Raw genomic sequence first — 19451 nt, 5'->3', positions numbered from 1 at the left:
GTTCCTGAACAGGGGTACGCTTATTTGGTCACGATGTTGCGCTGCATGGGGGCAAGCCTGGCGATCAGTTTGTTTTGAACGGATGACGGTACCTGATGCTTTTCCATGGCGATTTGCAGGTCTTCCGCCAGGGCATTGAAATGCATGTTCGTTATTGCCAGGTCTTTATGTACATCGTCCATGCTGCGGCCGCTATATTTGCAGGGGCCGCCGCTGAGCTGACAAAACTGCTCCGTCAGCATGACAGACAGCCTTTCCATGTCTGTTTCGTCAAACGCCTTGTTGATGCGAGGGTCCGCAAGAATGATGGTCACAAAAGAATTGACGAAATTGCTGATACCCTGTTTTGCACCGAGGCTTTGGTACAGCGCGTCGTCGCTGCCCTGGGCATGGGCGGACAGACTGATAAACAAGGCAAGGCCGGCCAGCACTTTGCCGGTAAAAGAAAATATCTTCATGATCTGTGATTCCTGTATGGGATTGTTGAACTGAATGAATGAGAACGACTGATTCAGAAAAATTTAGAAACCTGCCTGCAAGGACAGATACCAGCCGCGTTGATTCTTGGGATTGAAGATGGTGATGTCACCGAGCCTGGCGTAGGCTGCCGTCAGTGACAGATTCTTGCTAGGGAACCAGGCGACAAAGGCATCGTAGTAATCCTTTTCATTGTCGACACCAAGATTGTGTGGCTTCATGCGGTATTCGACACCGACGGCGAGCTTGCGATTGACCAGGTAGGCGGCAGACGCCTCCAGCATGGCTTGGTAACCGTCATTCTTGTCACCACCAAAACCGAGTATTCCCATTTGATTTGCCTTAGTCAGCCTGAGCGTGCCGTTCAATAACAGGCTTTGCTCAAGCAATATCTTGGTGGCGGACAGGTAGTAGTCAACACCGCTGTCATCCTTGGCGCCGAGCTGTTTGACATTCGTGACACCAAGCGCACCCAGGCCGCCTATGCCCTTGTTACGCTTGTACATGACACCGGCGGCGATCTGTGGCATCCAGCTGTCCTGATCATAAACTGCATCGCCAGCCAGCTTGACTTTGACACCCAGAATATCCTGCTTGATGTTGAGTGCGTTCAGTGGCGCCAGGCTGCCGCTGAATTCCTGGCTGGCCAGCGACAACTCGACGCGATCGGCGACGCTAACGGCGACACCATAGGTTTTCAGGCTGTAATCCTGGGTATTGACCTGGGTGTAGTGGGCATTCGCACCATAACTGTCACGCGAGCCATAGCTGGTAATCAGTGCCCAGGGGGTGAGACCGCCGCCACCGGCGCCCTCCAGCTGACTGACGCCGCCGGTGGCGGCTAACTTGCCCATGTCGGGCGTTAATATGCTCTGTGCCTGGGCGGCTTGCATGGTCGCGCTGCCGAGCAGGGCCAGGCTAATGATTTTCTTGCTGATTTGCATTGTATCTCCTCTTCGTTGTGCAGCAGTGACGATGGAACTGTTCGCTTGACTGTTACTTGTACGCAGGGATTTGAAAACCGGATTCAGTATGGATGCAAAATTTGGAGATTTTAATGACTGACGGTCTTGGGCAGAACGATGTCACGCTTCATGGGAGCAAGTCTGGCCATCAGGCGGTTTTGCACGGATGAAGCAATACCCAGTTTGTCCATGGCAATCTGTACATCTTCTGCCAGGGCATAGAATTGTGCGGCATTGATCCCCATGCCCTGATGCACGGTCTTCATATCGTCACCAGTGTATTTGCAGGGGCCATCACTGATGACACAAAATTGTTCTTTGAGCAAAATCGCCAGCCGTTGCATATTGGTTTCCTTGAACGATGCCCTGATGCGCGCATCCTGCAGGAAAATCAACACACTTTCGTCGATGATGTTGCTGATACCGGTGTCACCGCCGAGGTCGGCATACAGGCTTGACCTGGCAGGTTGCGCCTGAGCAGTCAGTGCCAGTACCAGCATCAAGGTCGAAGCTGAAATGCAGCTTGTTTTCAGGTGTTTCATCGGCTTTTCCTCAGTCACCGTTTCGTACAATCAATTGCCGACTTGCAGCGACAGATACCAGCCGCGTTGATTCCTGGGATTGAATACCGTGATATCACCAAGGCGGGCATAGGCCAGGGTTACAGAAACATTTTTGCTGGGGAACCAGGCCAGGAAGGCGTCGTAATAAGCTTTTTCATTATCGATAGCGAGGTTCTGCGGCTTGTGGCGGTATTCAAGTCCGGCCACCAGCTTGCGATTGATCAGGTAAGCGGCTGATACTTCCGGCAGGGCCTGATATTGATTGCGCATGTCGCCGCCAAAACCCAGCAGGCCCATCTGATTGGCTTTGCTCAGCCGCAGCGTACCGTTGAGCAGCAGACTGTGGTCAAGGATGAGCTTGGTGGCGGACAGGTAGTAATCGATGCCGCTGTCATCCTTGGCCCCCAGCTGTCTGACATGGGTGATACCCAGGACTTCCAGTCCCTTTACTGCCTGACTGTGTTTGTACATGGCACCGATCGCCACCTGCGGCTGCCAGTTGTCCTGGTCTGTCACCAGGTCACCGGAAATTTTCAGTTTGATACCGGCGATATCCTGCTGCAATACCAGTTTGTCAAGAGGGGCCAGGTTGCCACTGAACTTTTGCGTCGTCAATGAAAGTTCGATCCTGTCAGCGATACCGACGGCGACACCATAAGTCTGCAAGCGATAATCCTGGGTAGTCACCTGGGTGATATGGGCATTCATGCCATAGCTGTCTTCGCTGCCGTAGCTGGTAATGGTTGCCCATGGTGTCAGTCCGCCACCGCCGGCTCCTTCGACCTGACTCACACCGCTGGTGGCCAGCAGCTTGCCCTGATCAGGTGTGGACAGGTTCTGGGCCGTGGAGGTAGTTGTCAGCATCAGACTGCTCAGAGCAAAGCTGGCAAAGAGGCTGCATTGTTTGATCAGCATGGGGTGTATTTGATCAGGTAATTTCTGCGACGGGATACAAAGAGGTCGTCGCTATTCAATTTATACAAGCAAAATTGCCGCAATACAAGCCAATACCGGGTAATAACAACGGGAGTTTAACGCTTTGCAACAAGCGGGGATGCAGACCTGCTGATAGGCTCGCGTGCAGGGGACTTTAATTTAGCCAGGGCTTTGGCCTGGCCAGCCTGAGATATTTCTTGCAGATCAGCCTGTTCTTGCGCGCCAGGCAGCATGGCCAACTGGGTGAACAGATTGAGCGCTAGCTGATAGTCGCGCCTGTCCAGAGCCACGTCTGCCAGCACGCTGATGGTCAGGGCATAATTGCGGGAATTGGTCAGCTTGGACAATTGTTCCAAGGCTTCATGCAACATATGTTCAGCTGCATCGAGTGAACCCATCTTGCGCAGGGTATCACCTATCTGCGTCAGGCAATTACCTATGCTGGGCGCCCACCCTGTCGGCTTGGCCAGTTTCAGGGCTTTATGCAGCCATTCCAGCGAAGCTTCAAAATCATTCGTGTTATTGTAGGTGTAACCTATATTGGCAGCGGTCAATATGGCCCGGCGTATCTGTCCTGATTCGAGGCAATGTGTGTAAGCCCTGGCGAGAAATTCCACGGATTCGTCATAATTCCCGTTGAGACCTGCATGTACACCAAGAAAATCGTTAAGCAGTGCTGCCAGCCCAGGATGGACGTCACGCGGGGCATTCCTGCCTTCAAAATGGCGGTCGAAATATGATTTGGCCAGACGGTCATCACGCAACACGGCAATTCTGGCCAAGGCGGCGGCAGTACATTGCTTGCGCAAGATGTCATCGGCCTTGCTGGCTTCATCGATGGAAATCGCCATCTCTATATCGCATTCGACATGCTTGCCCTGGTCCGAGAGGATAAAACCCAGCATGCGATGGGCGTCACTGAGGCAGGCCGGGTCAAGATGAATGTCGGGATGGCGCAGCATGGCTTGCACGATGGCGGCGGCGGCATCAAGATCGGCATGTAACCATTTTTCTTCCGCACGTATCGATTGCAAGCGCAGATAGACCAGGGCTTTATCGGTGTCCGAAATGGTCGAAGTATTGAGCAGTTTGCTGATATGCTCGCACAGGTTCAATGCACGCCCAGTGTCACGCTGACGCAGATGCCAGGCGAGTGTGAGCAGTTCGTTCAGTTGTTCCTGCGCCACCATTTCGGTTAAACGCTGCTCTAACTGCAAAACTTCGCTATCGGTGGCGTATAAGTCCATAGTATGCTGGTTGCCAAAAAGAAACATTTCAAAGCAACCGATTCAAAAAAGAAAGGATGAAAAACCAAGCAATATTGGGTATCTTGTTCTGTTTGCTTATTCCACTTACCACAATACGCAAGATTTAATTTCTATGTTGTTACATAAGTTTGTTTTAACAATTTTTAACGGTATATACTAAAGCCCCCCGGTTTTTCCTTGCCACACTATATGAATGGTATTTGCTGACAGCAAGTTGAAGTGAGGCTGAGATAGTGGAACCGATAGACACTAGGAATTTTCTAAAAATAGTATGAGTCGTTCGTCTTTGCGTCGTGAGTTGGTGATACCTATTACCGTCCTGGTGATAGGCGTGTCAGCCGCCATAGGATGGGTCTCGATGAAGGCCGGGACGGATGCCGTGTACACCCTGACGCAGCGTATTCTGGTTGATATGGTGATGCGCATCAACCATGCGACAGAAAAACACCTGGACGGCGCCATCATTGCGTTGGAGTCCGTTGCGCCGAGTACGACCAATCTTCCCAAGGCGCAGGCTTTCTCGCCGGATCTGAAATCACTGGAAGAAAAATTCTGGGCTGCCAGCGGCTTGTTCATGGATGTGAACAATTATGTGTATTTTGGCGGCAGGGACGGCCGTTTTGTCGGCGTCTACCGCATATCAAAGGAAATGGTGCAACTGTTCTGGCGCGAACCTGACTGGAACAAACGCATGGTTTTTCGCGTCAACCATGTCGGTGACCGTTCGAATGTATTGCGTACAGACGATTTTGATCCACGCTTGCGCCCCTGGTACAAGGCTGCACAGGATTCGGAAAAACCGGTCTGGTCCAAGATATACAACAATTTCTCTTTCCATTACCCGACTATTACCCTGGCCAAAGCGGTCTACCAGGAAAATCATGAATTTGCCGGCGTCATGGCGACCGATCTGACGTTGAAAGAGCTGTCGAACTTTTTGCGCAAGCTCGAAATCAGTAAAAACAGCGTAGCCTACATCGTTGACGCCGATGGTTATATTATTGCGACATCAGGGCAGGAACTGCCTGAAAGAACAGTCAATGGTGTGCCTGAGCGCATGCGTGCCGTTGATATGAAGACACCGCTGATCAGCGAAACATTCCAGAAACTGGCCAACCTGAAATTGTCCGCAACCCAGACACAAGCCATGGAGTTGAGCAGTGGCACGACAGACGTGGCAATATCACCGCTGGGTAATCGCCAGGGGCTGAACTGGATGACGGTCGTGGCGGTGCCACGTGCCGACTTCATGAGTTCAATCAACCAGGGTTTTTTGCAAAGTATGGTGATTGCGCTGGCCTGCATCATCTTTGCACTGACCATAGGATTGACCATCGTTGAGCGCGTCATTCGTGATATTCGCAAACTGACGGCAGCGGCAGAAAAATTTGGCAATGGTGAACCCATGCCCAGTCTGCAGATCCGCCGTACCGATGAGATAGGCACTCTGGCGCAAACCTTTGTCGAGATGGAAAATAAACTGCGTTACGACAAGTTGACCCAGGTCGCCAATCGTGAATCGCTGTTCACGCAGATTAATTACCTGCAAAAACAGGCACTGGAAAACCCGGGAGGCAGTGAAGGATTTACCTTGCTGTTCATCGATCTTGACCGTTTCAAGTTCATCAACGATAACCATGGACATGATGCTGGCGACAAGGTCCTGGTAATCATTGCTGCCCGCCTGCGTTCAGCCATACGCGATACGGATGAAGTGGCGCGTTATGGTGGTGACGAATTTGTCCTGCTGCTGAAGGACACAAGGAATTCCATCGATATCAATAACATGGTCGAAAAAATCTGCAGCATCGTGGAGCAGCCAATTTCAATTGAAGACGCTGTTGTCAGTGTTGGCGTTTCTATAGGCTGGGCCTGTTTTCCGGAAGACGGCAAGGATTATGTGCGCCTGCTCAAGATTGCTGACAGCCGCATGTATAACCGCAAGCGTGATCGCAAAGCCGGGATCGTGCACCTGGCCTGACATGGTCTTGCATCCCGGATTTCAGGTGCAGATATAAAATTCCTGTAACCCTTCAAACATGGACGCTTTGCTGCCAGGTCGTAATCCAGGCGGGTAAGTCTGTCGAGGGCATGGGTTTGCTGATGTAATAACCCTGCGCCTGGTCGCAACCGAGTTCTTTCAGCAAGTTCATGACTTCAATGTTTTCCACACCTTCAGCCACTACCCGTAAACCCATATTGTGACCAAGATCGATTGTCGATTTGACGATTTTGGTGTCATCGATATCTTTCTCCATTTTCAGGACAAAGGACTTGTCAATTTTCAGTTCATGTACCGGCAGGCGTTTCAGGTAGGCCAGTGAGGAATAGCCGGTGCCAAAGTCGTCAATCGACAAATCAAAGCGCATGGCATGTAATTTGTCCAGGGTCTGGAAGGCACGGATAGGATCGTCCATGATCGCGCTTTCGGTAATTTCAAGGCAAAATGAAGCAGGCCCGACTTCATGCTTCTGCAGGATATGCTCGAATTTGGCTGGCAAGTCCTGGTCAAGCAAATCACGGGTGGAAATATTCACCGAGATTTTCAGGTGTATGCCTTGTTCCTTCCAGAGATGGCAGACCCGCGCGGCTTCATTCACGACCCAGTAGGTCAACTGCCGGATGAAACCGGTTTGCTCGGCAAAGGGGATAAACTGGTCAGGGAAAATAAAGCCGCGCTCAGGATGAGCCCAGCGTACCAGTGCTTCCACGGCAATCACCTGGCCATTATCGAGCCCGACCTTGGGCTGCACATACAGACGGAAATCCTGTCGCTCCAGGGCGGCGCGCAATTCACTGAGCAGTGACAGGCTTTGCTGGCTGGATTTATCAATGTCAGGTGAATACAGGATGGCGCCGCTATTGCCGAGTTTGGCAGCATACATGGCGACTTCGACCCGGCTCAGCAAGGTCTGGGCATCTGTTGCGTGAGCAGGGAAACCGGCCACGCCGATGCCGGCGCCAAGATCAACGGTCTGGTCTTCGATGGAAATCGGTTTTTCCAGTGAGCGCAGGATGCGGTTGGCCAGATCCAGCGCATCTTCCTTGCTGCTATCAGGCAAAAGTATGGCAAATTCGTCGCCACCCAGGCGGGCTGGTTTGGTGCCACCGGCACCCAATTCGGCAGACAGGCGTATGGCAACCTGATTGAGCAGGATGTCGCCAAAGCGATGGCCCATGACATCGTTGACATGCTTGAAGCGGTCCAGGTCCATCATCAGGACAAAACAGGATTTTTCATGTGCCCGTGCACTGGTGATTGCTTCTTCCAGCATGTCGGTGAACAGGGCGCGGTTCGGCAGGCTGGTCAGGGTGTCCCAGTAGGCCAGTCGACTGATTTCTTTTTCACGCTGCGCGATGCCATCACGCATGGTCATGAAGGTACGGGCCAGATCGCCGATTTCATCTTTTTGTTTGACATCAATGGTGGCGGTGTAATCACCGGCACCAAGGCTGCGCGCGGTTTCCGCCAGTTGCCTGACCGGGCCGGTGATGCGACGTGCAGTAATGGCGCTGATGATGCTGGCGACCACGGCACCTAGTACGGTCAGGATCAACAGATTGCGTTGCAATTCCTTGTAGGGGGCGACGGCCTGGCTGATTGATAACTGCAGTACGGCGATGGTATTGAATTGTGCATTTTGCGCCAGCTTCAGTATGCGGGCACTATACTGGTCGTCATCGATTTGCAGTGAAGGCAGATAATTGATCTGTTTGTCCGTACCAGGCAGCAGTTGCGCCAGTTTCGCCGCTTTTTCATCCTCCAGACTCGATACATTGGCAGTCCAGTGTCCCGATTTTTCCGAGGTCAGCAAACTGATCTGCATGCGTGACAGCTCATGCATGTCCGTGACGAGATCCTTGCCAATGGGGATGGCCATGACGACCCAGCTGATGGTAACCGGCGCTTCTATCGGTACCACAACCATCTGGTAGGGCCTGCCATCCACGATGGCGGTACTGGCTGCGCTGCCTGATTTTTCTGCAGTCTGTATCAACGTAGAGACCGATTGCTGCAGACTGTCACTGAGGTTGACGTCCGATACCGTATTGCTGGCATTATTCACCTTGGCAAAAGCACTGATCTTTCTGTCCAGGCCGACCAGCATGGTCAGGTCTGAACCGATGCGCTTGCCATGATTGGACAGGGTAGAGACGATGGTTTCGGTGTCATGCGTACCGATGGCTTCGCGAAATGCATATTCCTTGGCCAGTACGATGGCGCCCTGTATCAATTTTTGTGCGTTTTGATCAAGCAGGCGCAACAGGATTTTTTCATTGATCTTCAGGCTGTCTTCCACCGAATTGCGCGCATTTTGGTCGATGGCGTTGCCAATGGCAAAATAGCTGGCGAGTTGTACAGTTAAAAGCAAACCAATGAACAAGGTGACTACGCGGCTTTCCAAACTATGCAAACGCATGAGCTTTCCTTGAAGTGTGTTGAGAAAATGAGTGCGGGTCTATCCTGCCTTGTAATTGAGCTTCACATTGACTGTTGCCGGATTACCGTCAATTTGCAGGCTTTGCTCCTGAATTGTGGTGTTCGGTGGCAGTTTCGGGTGCCAGGTTTTCAGTATATATTTGCCAGTCGGTACGGTTGGCAGTTTTGCCATGCCTCTGCCATCGGTCTTGGCAAAATAGGGGGTATCGACGATATGAATATAGGCAACCATCTGGTCGTGGATATTGCAGCCAACAATAACTGTACCCGCCTTGTCAAATATCACAGGGGCAGCCGGTTTGCCAGAATACAGTTTCAATTCAAAAGGCTTGGCCGGCGAAAACGAATAGGCATGATGCCTGACCGTGTCATTATTGGGGAAGGAAATGGATGTGCCGGTTTGGACGACCGTGACAAAGGGGATGAATTTCTTGTCTTTTTGCTGGATCTCGGCATTTGCTGATTTGGCGGTTTGTGGTCCGGCAGGTAATTCCAGGTAGACCACGGCGTCCTGTACGGCTTGCCCGCCATTGTCGCTGACGTTTATTTGGGTATCGGCAAACGCCAGGCCCGGGGCCAGCAAGATGGCAGCGAAACCTGCCAGAGCACGGGCATAAAAATGCAAAACCTGGTTGCGCATGATTTATCCTGTCTCAAAAAGATACATGAATTGCGTTCTATATTACTTTAGTTCGGTAAGAGACAGAACGCCTTACTTATTTCCTGCTAAATTTGTTGCGATATTTAAATCCCCTGGTCTTTTTTCCAATTTATTTCGTTTCAGAATTGTTTGCAGATTATCAGGTAAAGCCAGCCGCGACTTGATATACTATTGTAGAAGGGCAATTCCGTACTGGATTTTTTCACCATTACGCAGATTTGTGACTTGAGCGTTCGTACTGGGTAATTTGTGCAGGGATCGGCTGGAATCGGCAGGAAGATGCAGGAATACAGGGCATGGAATCAATCATAAAACACCTGGTAGAAATTACCGGGCACCGCGACCACGACTTACTGAATATTTCAGTAATTACTGCACTGCGTCAATTGACCAACGCAGAGTCGGCTCGGGTGCTTGATGTGGTTTCCGTTGCCCAGCAAGTGTTTATCAAGCCCCATATCAGTATAGAAAGCGGCGGTGTGGTCATCGCTGATGAAACGCACACTGCACCTGCTCCGGGCGACTCGATAGACCTGTACCCGCGCCTGACGGAAGGCATTGCGCAACAGAAGCAGGTGATAGAAGAGCAGATAGAGGGCGGCATGATAGTCTGGCTGCCTATCTGGGTCAATGACAAGCTCCATACCTGTCTGGAAATATACAAACCTGCCAATTACACGGCCACCACCATGGAAGTGGTCAATGGCATGTTGATTGTCTACCGCAATTTTCAGAACCTGCTTGATTACAGTGAGCGTGATTCATTGACTGGTTTGCTTAACCGCAAGACCTTTGACGATAATTTTTCCAAAGTTTTGCGTAGCAGCGCCTTGCAGCAGCAAGCCAGTACCGAGGCCGAACGTGAGGAAGAAGAACGCCGCAGTCGCGAGCCCGAGCGTCAGCATTGGCTGGCTGTGCTTGATATCGATCATTTCAAGCGTGTCAATGACCAGTTCGGTCATCTGTATGGCGATGAAGTGCTCATTCTGATTGCCAATCTGTTACGTAGTTCGTTCCGCCCCTCTGATCGCCTGTTCCGCTTTGGTGGTGAAGAATTCGTTATCTTGCTGCGTTCCACTTCACAGCAAGACGCGCATACCATCTTTGAACGCTTCAGGCAAAATGTCGAACAGCATCACTTCCCGCAGGTGGGCACGGTGACCATCAGCATAGGCTATGCCCGTATCGACCCGTTCGAGCCAGCCGTTGCCATTGTTGGCCGTGCTGACCAGGCTTTGTACTTTGCCAAAACCAATGGTCGCAACCGTACCTGCTATTACGAATCTCTGGTATCGAGTGGTGACCTGCAGACCGAAGTATCCAACGATACGGCCGAATTCTTTTAATGAACACTTGAAAGACATCGCTTCGGCAGCATGCTGACCGGAGCGATATTTTTTCAGTCTGTGCAAGCTTTGTTGCGTGCGCTTCTTAATCGGCAGCTTGCAAGGCTTGATTGTTTTCCTGGCTGGCGGTTTTTTCCTGGTTTTTCTTGTGCGCGTTGGTCATCATGATAACGCTGCCCAGGATGATGACCATGGCCAGCATTTCCCTGCCTGACAAGTGCTCACCACCAAACACTACTCCGAGTGCGACGGCAATCACAGGATTGACGTAGGCATAACTGGCAGCCAGTCCGGCTGGCACCTTGGACAACAGGTACATATACGCAGTAAAGGCCAGCAGGGAACCGGCAACCACCAGGTAAGCCCAGGCGGCAACGGCGTTGACGGTGACTTCACCGGTCAATTGCTCTCCCTTGCACAGGCTGATGATGAACAGGAACAGGCCGCCGACCAGCATTTCACTGGCAAAGCCCATGCCACCGGCCGCCATCTTGAGTTTCTTTTGTGACAAAATTGAACCGACATCCCAGCTCAGGATGGCGCCCAGCAAAAACAGTATGCCCAGTGGCTGCGCAGAGAACTGTCCGTCAGAGGCGAGCAGCATGGCGCCGACAAAGCCGCACAGTATGCCTGTCCATTCACGTCGCTTGGGCCAGTCACCGAACAGGCCGGACAAGCCGGACAGGATCATCGGTGAGCAGGCGATGAAAACCGCAGTCAGTCCCGAAGAGACATATTGCTGCGCTACCGCCGTCAGGCCGGTACCACCACCGAGCATCAGGATGCCGATGAGGCCGCCGTCGCGCCATTCACGCAAAGTCGGGTTGGCAGCACCACGCCATTTTTGCCAGGCAAACAGGATGGCGCCGGCTACCAGGAAGCGCGTACCTATCATCATGAAAGGCGGGAAAGCCTTCAAGGCCAGTTGAATCGCAAAATAAGTGGAGCCCCAGACGATGTACACGGTCAGTAAGGCGAGCAGGACTTGGCGGGGCAGGTGGCGCATGTTCATTCCATGGATGCATTGATGTCTGGCAATAGTGTATGTTAGTCAGTTTCGCTTTTGAATGGATAATCAAAGGTAAATCAGGTACATTTCTTTTAATCTCACAGAAAATAGAGGTTTTTCCCATGAAGATAGATCTGGACCTGATGGATGGCAAAATCCTCGACATTTTGCAGGCGGACGCCAGGGTGACCCTGGCAGAGATAGGACGGCGTATTCATTTAAGCCAGCCAGCCGTAGCGGAACGGGTCAGGCGGATGGAGGCGGCGCATGTCATCACCGGCTACCATGCCCGTGTCAACCCGGAGGCGCTCGGTTACGGTATTACCGCTTTTGTGCGTATTGCCAGCCGCGCCACCGATACCCCGGTACTGAAAATTGCCGAGCAGGTGCCTGAAGTGGTGGAGTGTCATGCGATCACTGGTGAAGACTGTGTCATCGTCAAGGTCGTGGCGCCATCCGTACGCGAACTGGAACGGGTGATTACCAGTCTGGCCCGTTGTGGCGTCACCTCGACTTCACTGATATTGTCTTCGTCCATAGAAAGACGGGCCATCAAACCGGTGGAATAAAGACATGGAATTGCGCCAGCTACGTTATTTTGTTGCGATAGTCGATCATGGCTCGCTGTCGCGTGCCGCCCGTGTACTGCATATCGTACAGCCTGCCCTGACCCAGCAATTGCAACAACTGGAAGAAGAGCTGGGTGCCATGCTTTTGCACAGGTCAGCACAAGGCATGCAGGCTACCGATGCCGGCAAGCTGTTTTACGAACATGCCCAGGCAATACTGAAACAGGTCAACGACGCCAGGTCAGCAGTGGCCCAGTCGACCGACAAGCCGACAGGCACCGTGGCGCTGGGCATACCGCAAAGTGCATCTGGGGCATTGGCCTTTCCCTTGCTCAAGGCAGTGCGGGCGGCTTACCCTGACATCGCGTTCCAGCTGACAGAAGAATTGACCGGCAACCTGACCGAACAATTACGCTCTGGTCGCCTGAACCTGGCCATACTGTTTGATGATGGCCAGCTTGGCAGCTTTGCCACCAGGCCCCTGGTGGAAGAGCAGATGATGTACATTACCCGTAGCGATTCACAGTTTGCCTGCAAGCGCAAATCCATCAGCCTGGAACAGGCCTTGCAGGCTACCCTGATACTGCCCAGCATCCAGCATGGCGTTCGGCCCCGGATAGAGCAGGTGGTCAGGCAGCAGGGTTTGCGTATTGAGAAAGTCATCGATATCACGTCCATCGCCATCCTCAAATCTGCTCTGCTGGCCGATATGGGAGCCACCATCCTGCCGGTTTCTCCCATGCTGGCAGAAATCGAACGCGGTGAAATGCGTGCCTGCCCCATCAGCGATGTGCAGCTTTCGCGTACCGTGACCCTGTGTGCATCAAAGAATATACCGTTGACCAATGCTGCCATGGCAGTCGAAAAACTGGTGCTGGAACTGACCCGGGAATTGAGCATTAGTGGCAAATGGCTGGGCACCCGCAACCTGGTCGCACCATGATCGAAGAACTGGCGTATTGGGACAAAATCAAAAAGCCGGTACTGGCAGGCTGGTTCCTGTTCTGGATATTGATGGTGGCCGTTGCTATGCAGGATCACCTCAAAGGTGGAGGCAAACATCTATGGGAGCCGGTATTCTGGGAAAGTTCATCTGCGCTCGTTGGCACAGCCCTGCTCTTGCTGCAAAGGCGTAAACTGACTGACCGGCATTTGCTGCAGACGCCGGCCAAGTGGTTCTGGCGACAAATCCTGCCACTGCCTTTGCTCAGTACCGTATTCGTGGTGCTCGTATATGGCCTGCGCCATGCAGTGTATGCGATGCTGGGCTTGAGCTATCAGCATGATGGCTGGATCAGGGTGTACTTTTATGAGTGCAGCAAGATATTCCTGTTCTTCGGCATGTTCTATGTCGTGATCTTTGGCCTGCAAGCCTATGCATCTTTGCTGGAAGAAAAAGAGAAAGCAGAAAAGTCCCAGGCCCTGTTGCGTGAAGCACAGCTGCACAGGCTGACGCAACAGATGCAGCCGCATTTTTTGTTCAATGTACTCAATACCATTTCATCGCTGATGTATACCGATGTCAAGGTTGCGGATACGGCTTTGAGCCAGGTTGCTGTGCTTTTGCGTGCCAGCATGGACCTGGGGCAACATAGTGAAACCACGCTGGCAGAGGAATTGAAACTGCTGCAAGCTTATGCGAAGTTGATGAGCTTGCGTTTTGTCGACCGGGTAGAAATCAGTTGGGATATTGCTGATGAGGTACTGAACAATAAAGTGCCAGTCATGAGCCTGCAAACCATACTGGAAAACAGTTTCAAGCATACCGTGGAAAAACGCAGCCAGCTTACCCGCGTACAGATCAACGCCCGCATCGAGTCGGGGCAGGTAGTCATACGGATACAGGATGACGCAGGATATCTCGACGAGGGACGGCATAGCTCAGGCGTAGGTATCAGCAATCTGCGTCAGCGTTTGCAAGTTTTGTATGCGGATAAGGCCAGCTTGCGGCTCAGTGATCTTGCACCCGCCGGTGTCATGACCGAGTTGCGCCTGCCATTCGAAATGAGGCACGCATGAGCATGAAAATCCTCATTGTCGATGATGAAGCCTATGCCAGGGATAAACTCCGGCGTCTGGTGGCCGAGCACGTGGTTGGCGCAACTGTAACTGAAGCCAGGGATGGCAGGGAGGCGCTGGACTGCATACGGGTGCAGCAGCCCGACCTGGTTTTCCTTGACATACAAATGCCGGAAATGGATGGTGTTACGGTTGCCAGCCAATTGAGCGCGCCCCTGCCATTGATCATCTTTGTCACCGCCTATGATCAGTTCGCCTTGCAGGCTTTTGATGCGAATGCGATAGATTATCTGCTCAAGCCCTATGATGAAGCCAGGTTCCTGCGTGCCCTGCAAAGAGTGGCTGAGCGCAGGGCAAGTAAAGTCCAGACAGAACAGCATTTGCTGCTGAATGAAAAAGGCCGCGTCACCGTCATCAGGCTGGCCGATATCATACGGTTCGAAGCAGCGGACAATTATGTCATGATCCATACCAGCCAGCAGCAGCACATGGTGCGACAGACCTTGTCGGGTTTGCAGGAAAAGCTGGGACAGGGCTTTGTTCGTTGCCACCGCAGCCATATCGTCAGACTGGATCAGATCACACAGGTTTTGCCAGCGCAAAAGGGCGATGCAGAACTGGTGCTGCAAGATGGTTTGCGCCTGCCATGCAGTCGTCAGCACAGGGATGAGGTCGTGCAAGCTCTTGCCAGTTAAGGAAGCGGCCTGTTTTTCCATTTCACCCCTGTTCACATCCAGTCCGCCACATTTTTCTGGCGTGAATTTGATCATGCTCCTAGTATTGCGCCTGTGTTCATCAATGACAGAAAAAAGAACCATGTCAAATTCAAGCATTGCAATGCCAGGTTTGCCATCCCAGCGTCTGTATTTCCTGGACTGGGTCAGGATCATCGCTTTCTTCCTGCTGATCCTGTATCACGTGGGCATGTACTATGTGGAATGGGGCTGGCACGTCAAAAGCCCGCATGCCAGCAGTGCGATACAGCCACTGATGATGCTGACCAACCCCTGGCGTCTGAGCCTGCTGTTTTTTATCTCTGGTGTGGCATCTGCCTTCATGCTGGAAAAGATCTCTACCGGCAAATTCCTGCGCAGCCGCAGCCTGCGTCTTTTGTTGCCGCTGATCTTCGGCATGTTCTTCGTGGTGCCGCCCCAGGCTTATCTCGAAGTCGTGGAGAAACTGGCTTACGCCGGCAGCTACAGCGAATTCATGCAGCTCTACCTGCACCACTACCGTGGCTTCAAGATCGAAGGCAAGGTGCTGGACCTGCCAACCTGGAATCATCTTTGGTTTGTCGCTTACCTGTGGGTATACAGTGTTTTGCTGTGGTTCTGGCTGGCTTTTAAACCGGCATGGTTCCTGGCTGCGCGCAACTGGCTGCAAAAGCAGATGAAGGGTTGGCGCATTCTGGTCTTGCCTGTCGCGTATCTGGCGCTGCTGCGCATGGGCCTGTTCAGTTCCTACCCGCCCAATAATGGCCTTGTGGCTGACTGGTATAACCACGCCTGCTATTTGTTCATCTTTACATTCGGTGCCTTGATTGCCAATTCCCAGGCGTTCTGGCAAGAGCTTGCCAGCATGCGCTGGCTGGCACTCAGAATCGCCGCATGTGGCTGGCTTTTTCTGATCATTTATTTCAGCTTTGAGTATGATGCGACGCCCAAATGGCTGATCATGTTTCAGCGCGGCGTATGGGTTTGCATGGCCTGGTCGGCAATTGTTGCAGCCTGTGGTTACGCAAAGCAGCACCTGAACTTCGATAGCCCGGCAAGACGCTATCTGACGCAGGCAGTGTTTCCTGTGTATATCCTGCATCAGACTTATATCGTCATCATGGCGCACAGCATGAAACCGCTGGCCTTGCCCGCTCTGCCGGAAGGTATCTTGTTGATTACCTTGACGGCCGCAGGCTGCTTCCTCAGTTACGAGATCATACGCCGCGTGTTTCTGCTGCGCCCCTTGTTTGGACTTGATGCCGGTTTCGCCTACAAACCAAGGGCGCTGAGCCCGGGGTGATCATCCGGCCTGCGGCCCTGGGGCCAGTGAAACAGGCGCTGATCCGTGCTGATGCGCAGGTCATTGATGCTGGCAAAGCGCTTATGCATCAGGCCATTGTCTGCAAATTCCCAGTTCTCGTTGCCATAGGAACGCGTCCAGATGCCTTCATGGTCGCAGCTTTCATAAGCAAAGCGCACGGCAATACGGTTGTCGCAGAAGGCCCATAATTCCTTGATCAGCCGGTATTCACGTTCAGCAGCCCATTTGCGTTGTAAAAATTCCCTGACCTGCTCACGTCCCATCGGGAATTCATTGCGGTTGCGCCAGATGGTATCAACGGTGTAGGCCAGCACCACCTTATCAGCATCGCGGGTGTTCCAGCCATCTTCTGCCATGCGGACCTTTTGCATCGCTGTTTCCAGCGAGAACGGCGGCAAAGGCGGCCGGGCAACTTCTTCAGATTTATCCAGTGTGTTCATTATGCTTCCTTTTCAGATGATCCGTAGTGAACTGTACAGAATTCCCCTGGTCACCAGAATAGCCGTCATTTACAATTGATTATTATGAATGGCGGAATAATCAACGAAAGAGCACATGGATAGACTGCATCTGATGACAGTTTTTGTCGCCGTAGCTGAAGAAGAGGGCTTTGCAGCGGCTGCCAGGCGTCTGGCCATGTCGCCGCCGGCAGTCACGCGGGCAATTGCAGCGCTGGAAGCGCGACTCAAGGTCAAGCTCTTGAACCGCAGCACCCGCTTTGTCCGGGTGACTGAGGCAGGCCAGCGCTATCTTGACGATGCGCGCCGCATCATCGCTGATGTCGAGGCGGCTGACGAAGCAACTGCCGGCATCAATGCTGAGCCAAGCGGCCATCTGGCGGTGACTGCCCCCGTGCTGTTTGGCAAGATGTATGTGATGCCTACGATTGTCGACTACCTGCAGCGTTATCCCGACATGGACGTGTCAGCCCTGTTTCTCGATCGTGTAGTCAATCTACTGGAAGAAGGCGTTGACGTCGGCGTGCGTATAGGCGAGTTGCCAGACTCCAGCATGAAAGCGATACGGGTAGGTCAGATACACAGGGTACTCTGTGCTTCGCCGGCATATCTGACACAGAATGGAACGCCACAGACGCCGGACCAGTTAAGCGCTCATCGTATCATCGCTGCCACCAGTGTCACGCCCATGGTGGAATGGCGCTTCACTCATGCCGGCCAGAATAGTGCTGTCAAGGTCAGACCCAGGTTGACAGTCAGCAGTAATGACGCTGCCATCGCTGCCAGCCTGGCCGGTTTGGGCATCAGTCGTCTGTTGTCTTACCAGGTCAACGCGCACTTTCAAAGCGGGGAATTGACAAGATTGCTGCAGGACCATGAAGCCGCCGCTCTGCCAGTCCATGTCGTCCACAGGGAAAGCCGTTATGCCTCTGCCAAGGTGCGCAGCTTCGTTGATCTTATCGTCACGCAGTTGCGGGAAAAAATGGCTGCGCTCTGAAATCCATCCATATCTTTGATATGCCATCGACAGTTTGTGTATCATTTATTGAATGTGCATGTTGACACTCAAAAACACAGGGTGGTATATTGGCCGGCATATTTGGTAACGTTTCCAATTGTAGTCAAATTTCAAAATGCAAGAAACCGGAACAGGGAACTGCCGTTCAATCAATTAGCTCCACTCTGGCCGCACTCATTGAGTGTCTGTCGAGTGCGGTAGCAATGCAGTAGCAGTTGTATTGCATGTCTGCGGTGGGACAAGTCCGGCATGAATTGGCAGTAACCAGCGGTGAGGCAGGGCTGGCATTGATAGAATGACGCTGGACCGGGGTCAGGTTTCCAGCGCAACGAAGCAAACAGAGAAAACAAGTGCGCAACAAAAAATAGCCAGGCAAAGCAGGCCAAGAACTGCATGTGGCGCACCCATACTGGAGACAAGATGTATTCTTTACGCAAGCCGGTCAAAAAACCGGTGCTGAGGTCTTTGCTGGCCACGCTGTTGATTGCCCCTGCATTTTTTGCACACGCGGCAGGTGAGAAGGCTGAAGTCTTGCATTGGTGGACTTCGGGTGGTGAATCAGCAGCTGTGGCAAAATTTGCCGGCGCTTATCGTGCTGCCGGTGGCATATGGACAGATACGGCGATTGCCGGTGGTGATCAGGCCAGGTCGGTGGCCATCAACCGCATGGTCGGCGGCAATCCGCCGACGGCAGCGCAATTCAATGTCTCAAGACAGTTCCAGGATATCGTTGATCAGGGCATGCTCAGCAATGTCGATGAGGTTGCCAGCAAAGAAAACTGGGACAAGATATTGCCGGAACCGATACGTGATTCCATACGCATCAAGGGGCATTATTACGCCGTGCCGGTCAATATCCACATGCCTGCATGGATCTGGTATTCGAAATCGGCTTTCAAGAAAGCCGGTATAGACAAGGAGCCGGCCACGCCTGATGAGATGTTCGCCGCCCTCGACAAACTCAAGGCAGCAGGCCTGATACCGCTGGCACATGGCGGCCAGCCCTGGCAGGAAACCATCGTCTTCCTGGCCATGCTGGCCAATGTCGGCGGCAAGGACTTGTACCTGCGTGTGATACGCGACAGGGATGCGGCAGCGATGAACACCGAAGCTTTTCGCAAGGTCCTGCTCAGCTTCAAACGACTGAAGTCCTATGTCGATACCGGTTCGCCGGGGCGCAACTGGAATGACAGCACTGCCTTGCTGATCAGTGGCAAGGCTGGCATGCAGATCATGGGCGACTGGGTCATGGGAGAATTTGTCGCCGCCAGGCAGGTTGCCGGACGCGAATTCGGTTGCATACCTGGCCTGGGGCAGAATGCTCCTTACCTGATACAGGGCGATGTCTTTGTCTTCCCGAAAACGGCGAATGCTGACCAGCTCAGGTCGCAGAAATTGCTGGCCGGTGTACTTGTCAACCCTGTTGTACAGGTGGAGTTCAATAAACTCAAGGGCTCGATTCCGGTGCGCAGTGATCTGGATGCCTCGCAAATGAACCTCTGCGCACGGACAGGGATGGAGATCATGAAAGACAAGTCCCGTCATGTCGGCATTGGCGAAGTCTATCTGACGCCGGACCAGAATGGCGCCCTGACTGATGCATTGACGGCCTACTGGAATACCAATATACCGGTAGAGAAAGTACAGAAGAGCATTGCTTCAGCATTGCGCAATTAGACGGGCG

Annotated in this window: 18 protein-coding genes; 9 read left to right on the top strand and 9 right to left on the bottom strand. The window is 52.7% G+C overall.

Annotation, left to right across the window (positions count from 1 at the left end):
- Window positions 1-20: 20 nt before the first annotated feature.
- From LZ463_RS02490 to LZ463_RS02470, 5 genes are all read right to left on the bottom strand, one after another.
- A complete protein-coding gene (locus LZ463_RS02490) occupies window positions 21-458 on the bottom strand; it encodes a group I truncated hemoglobin (RefSeq protein WP_241453501.1) in 438 nt (145 codons plus the stop codon).
- 63 nt (window positions 459-521) lie between these two features.
- Entirely contained in the window at window positions 522-1370 is an 849-nt protein-coding gene (locus LZ463_RS02485) for a DUF3034 family protein (RefSeq protein ID WP_241454274.1), read from the bottom strand.
- 161 nt (window positions 1371-1531) lie between these two features.
- The gene (locus tag LZ463_RS02480; protein WP_241453499.1) at window positions 1532-1984 is read right to left on the bottom strand and encodes a group I truncated hemoglobin; all 453 of its coding nucleotides are present in this window, start codon (window positions 1982-1984) and stop codon (window positions 1532-1534) included.
- Between the two features lie 30 nt (window positions 1985-2014).
- Window positions 2015-2869: a DUF3034 family protein gene (locus LZ463_RS02475; RefSeq protein ID WP_241453497.1), complete on the bottom strand. Its 855-nt coding sequence runs from the start codon at window positions 2867-2869 to the stop codon at window positions 2015-2017.
- A 167-nt stretch (window positions 2870-3036) separates the two neighbouring features.
- Window positions 3037-4188 carry a tetratricopeptide repeat protein gene (locus LZ463_RS02470; RefSeq protein ID WP_241453496.1) on the bottom strand — a complete coding sequence of 384 codons (1152 nt, stop codon included), beginning with the start codon at window positions 4186-4188 and terminating at the stop codon, window positions 3037-3039.
- Window positions 4189-4480: 292 nt separating this feature from the next.
- On the opposite strand from LZ463_RS02470, the gene LZ463_RS02465 reads away from it, so the two are divergent.
- Entirely contained in the window at window positions 4481-6190 is a 1710-nt protein-coding gene (locus LZ463_RS02465; protein ID WP_241453494.1) for a sensor domain-containing diguanylate cyclase, read from the top strand.
- A 52-nt stretch (window positions 6191-6242) separates the two neighbouring features.
- Here the strand turns inward: LZ463_RS02465 and LZ463_RS02460 are convergent, their stop codons facing one another.
- Together LZ463_RS02460 and LZ463_RS02455 are read right to left on the bottom strand one after the other, a co-directional pair.
- On the bottom strand, window positions 6243-8630 hold the full coding sequence (locus tag LZ463_RS02460) for a bifunctional diguanylate cyclase/phosphodiesterase (protein ID WP_241453491.1): 2388 nt from the start codon (window positions 8628-8630) through the stop codon (window positions 6243-6245).
- A gap of 39 nt (window positions 8631-8669) precedes the next feature.
- A complete protein-coding gene (locus LZ463_RS02455; protein ID WP_241453489.1) occupies window positions 8670-9290 on the bottom strand; it encodes a methylamine utilization protein in 621 nt (206 codons plus the stop codon).
- A gap of 317 nt (window positions 9291-9607) precedes the next feature.
- Here LZ463_RS02455 and LZ463_RS02450 point away from each other — a divergent pair, with 317 nt between their 5' ends.
- Window positions 9608-10657: a GGDEF domain-containing protein gene (locus LZ463_RS02450; protein WP_241453488.1), complete on the top strand. Its 1050-nt coding sequence runs from the start codon at window positions 9608-9610 to the stop codon at window positions 10655-10657.
- Between the two features lie 85 nt (window positions 10658-10742).
- On the opposite strand, the gene yedA is transcribed toward LZ463_RS02450, so the two are convergent.
- Window positions 10743-11663: a drug/metabolite exporter YedA gene (gene yedA / locus LZ463_RS02445; protein ID WP_241453486.1), complete on the bottom strand. Its 921-nt coding sequence runs from the start codon at window positions 11661-11663 to the stop codon at window positions 10743-10745.
- A 125-nt stretch (window positions 11664-11788) separates the two neighbouring features.
- Between yedA and LZ463_RS02440 the strand changes: the two genes are divergently transcribed.
- The 5 genes from LZ463_RS02440 (at window position 11789) to LZ463_RS02420 (ending at window position 16270) form a co-directional block, all read left to right on the top strand.
- Entirely contained in the window at window positions 11789-12235 is a 447-nt protein-coding gene (locus tag LZ463_RS02440) for an Lrp/AsnC family transcriptional regulator (RefSeq protein WP_241453485.1), read from the top strand.
- A gap of 4 nt (window positions 12236-12239) precedes the next feature.
- Window positions 12240-13178, top strand: a complete 939-nt coding sequence (locus LZ463_RS02435) for a LysR substrate-binding domain-containing protein (RefSeq protein ID WP_241453483.1) — start codon at window positions 12240-12242, stop codon at window positions 13176-13178.
- Window positions 13145-14254, top strand: coding sequence for a sensor histidine kinase (locus LZ463_RS02430; protein ID WP_241453482.1), 1110 nt, complete (start codon window positions 13145-13147; stop codon window positions 14252-14254). Before LZ463_RS02435 ends, LZ463_RS02430 begins: the two co-directional genes overlap by 34 nt.
- Window positions 14251-14949 (top strand): LytR/AlgR family response regulator transcription factor, encoded by a 699-nt coding sequence (locus LZ463_RS02425; protein WP_241453481.1) that lies wholly within the window; start codon window positions 14251-14253, stop codon window positions 14947-14949. Before LZ463_RS02430 ends, LZ463_RS02425 begins: the two co-directional genes overlap by 4 nt.
- A gap of 121 nt (window positions 14950-15070) precedes the next feature.
- Window positions 15071-16270, top strand: coding sequence for an acyltransferase family protein (locus LZ463_RS02420; protein WP_241453480.1), 1200 nt, complete (start codon window positions 15071-15073; stop codon window positions 16268-16270).
- On the opposite strand, the gene LZ463_RS02415 is transcribed toward LZ463_RS02420, so the two are convergent.
- Window positions 16240-16731 (bottom strand): nuclear transport factor 2 family protein, encoded by a 492-nt coding sequence (locus LZ463_RS02415; RefSeq protein WP_489686074.1) that lies wholly within the window; start codon window positions 16729-16731, stop codon window positions 16240-16242. The genes LZ463_RS02420 and LZ463_RS02415 overlap by 31 nt on opposite strands.
- A 115-nt stretch (window positions 16732-16846) precedes the next feature.
- Here LZ463_RS02415 and LZ463_RS02410 point away from each other — a divergent pair, with 115 nt between their 5' ends.
- Together LZ463_RS02410 and LZ463_RS02405 are read left to right on the top strand one after the other, a co-directional pair.
- Window positions 16847-17746 (top strand): LysR substrate-binding domain-containing protein, encoded by a 900-nt coding sequence (locus LZ463_RS02410; protein ID WP_241453478.1) that lies wholly within the window; start codon window positions 16847-16849, stop codon window positions 17744-17746.
- A 441-nt stretch (window positions 17747-18187) separates the two neighbouring features.
- Window positions 18188-19444: an ABC transporter substrate-binding protein gene (locus LZ463_RS02405; protein WP_241453476.1), complete on the top strand. Its 1257-nt coding sequence runs from the start codon at window positions 18188-18190 to the stop codon at window positions 19442-19444.
- Window positions 19445-19451 lie beyond the last annotated feature (7 nt).

The sequence above is a fragment of the Undibacterium paludis genome (genome assembly GCF_022568815.1).
Classification (GTDB): Bacteria; Pseudomonadota; Gammaproteobacteria; order Burkholderiales; family Burkholderiaceae_D; genus Undibacterium.
This window is presented reverse-complemented; position numbering and strand designations above follow the sequence as displayed.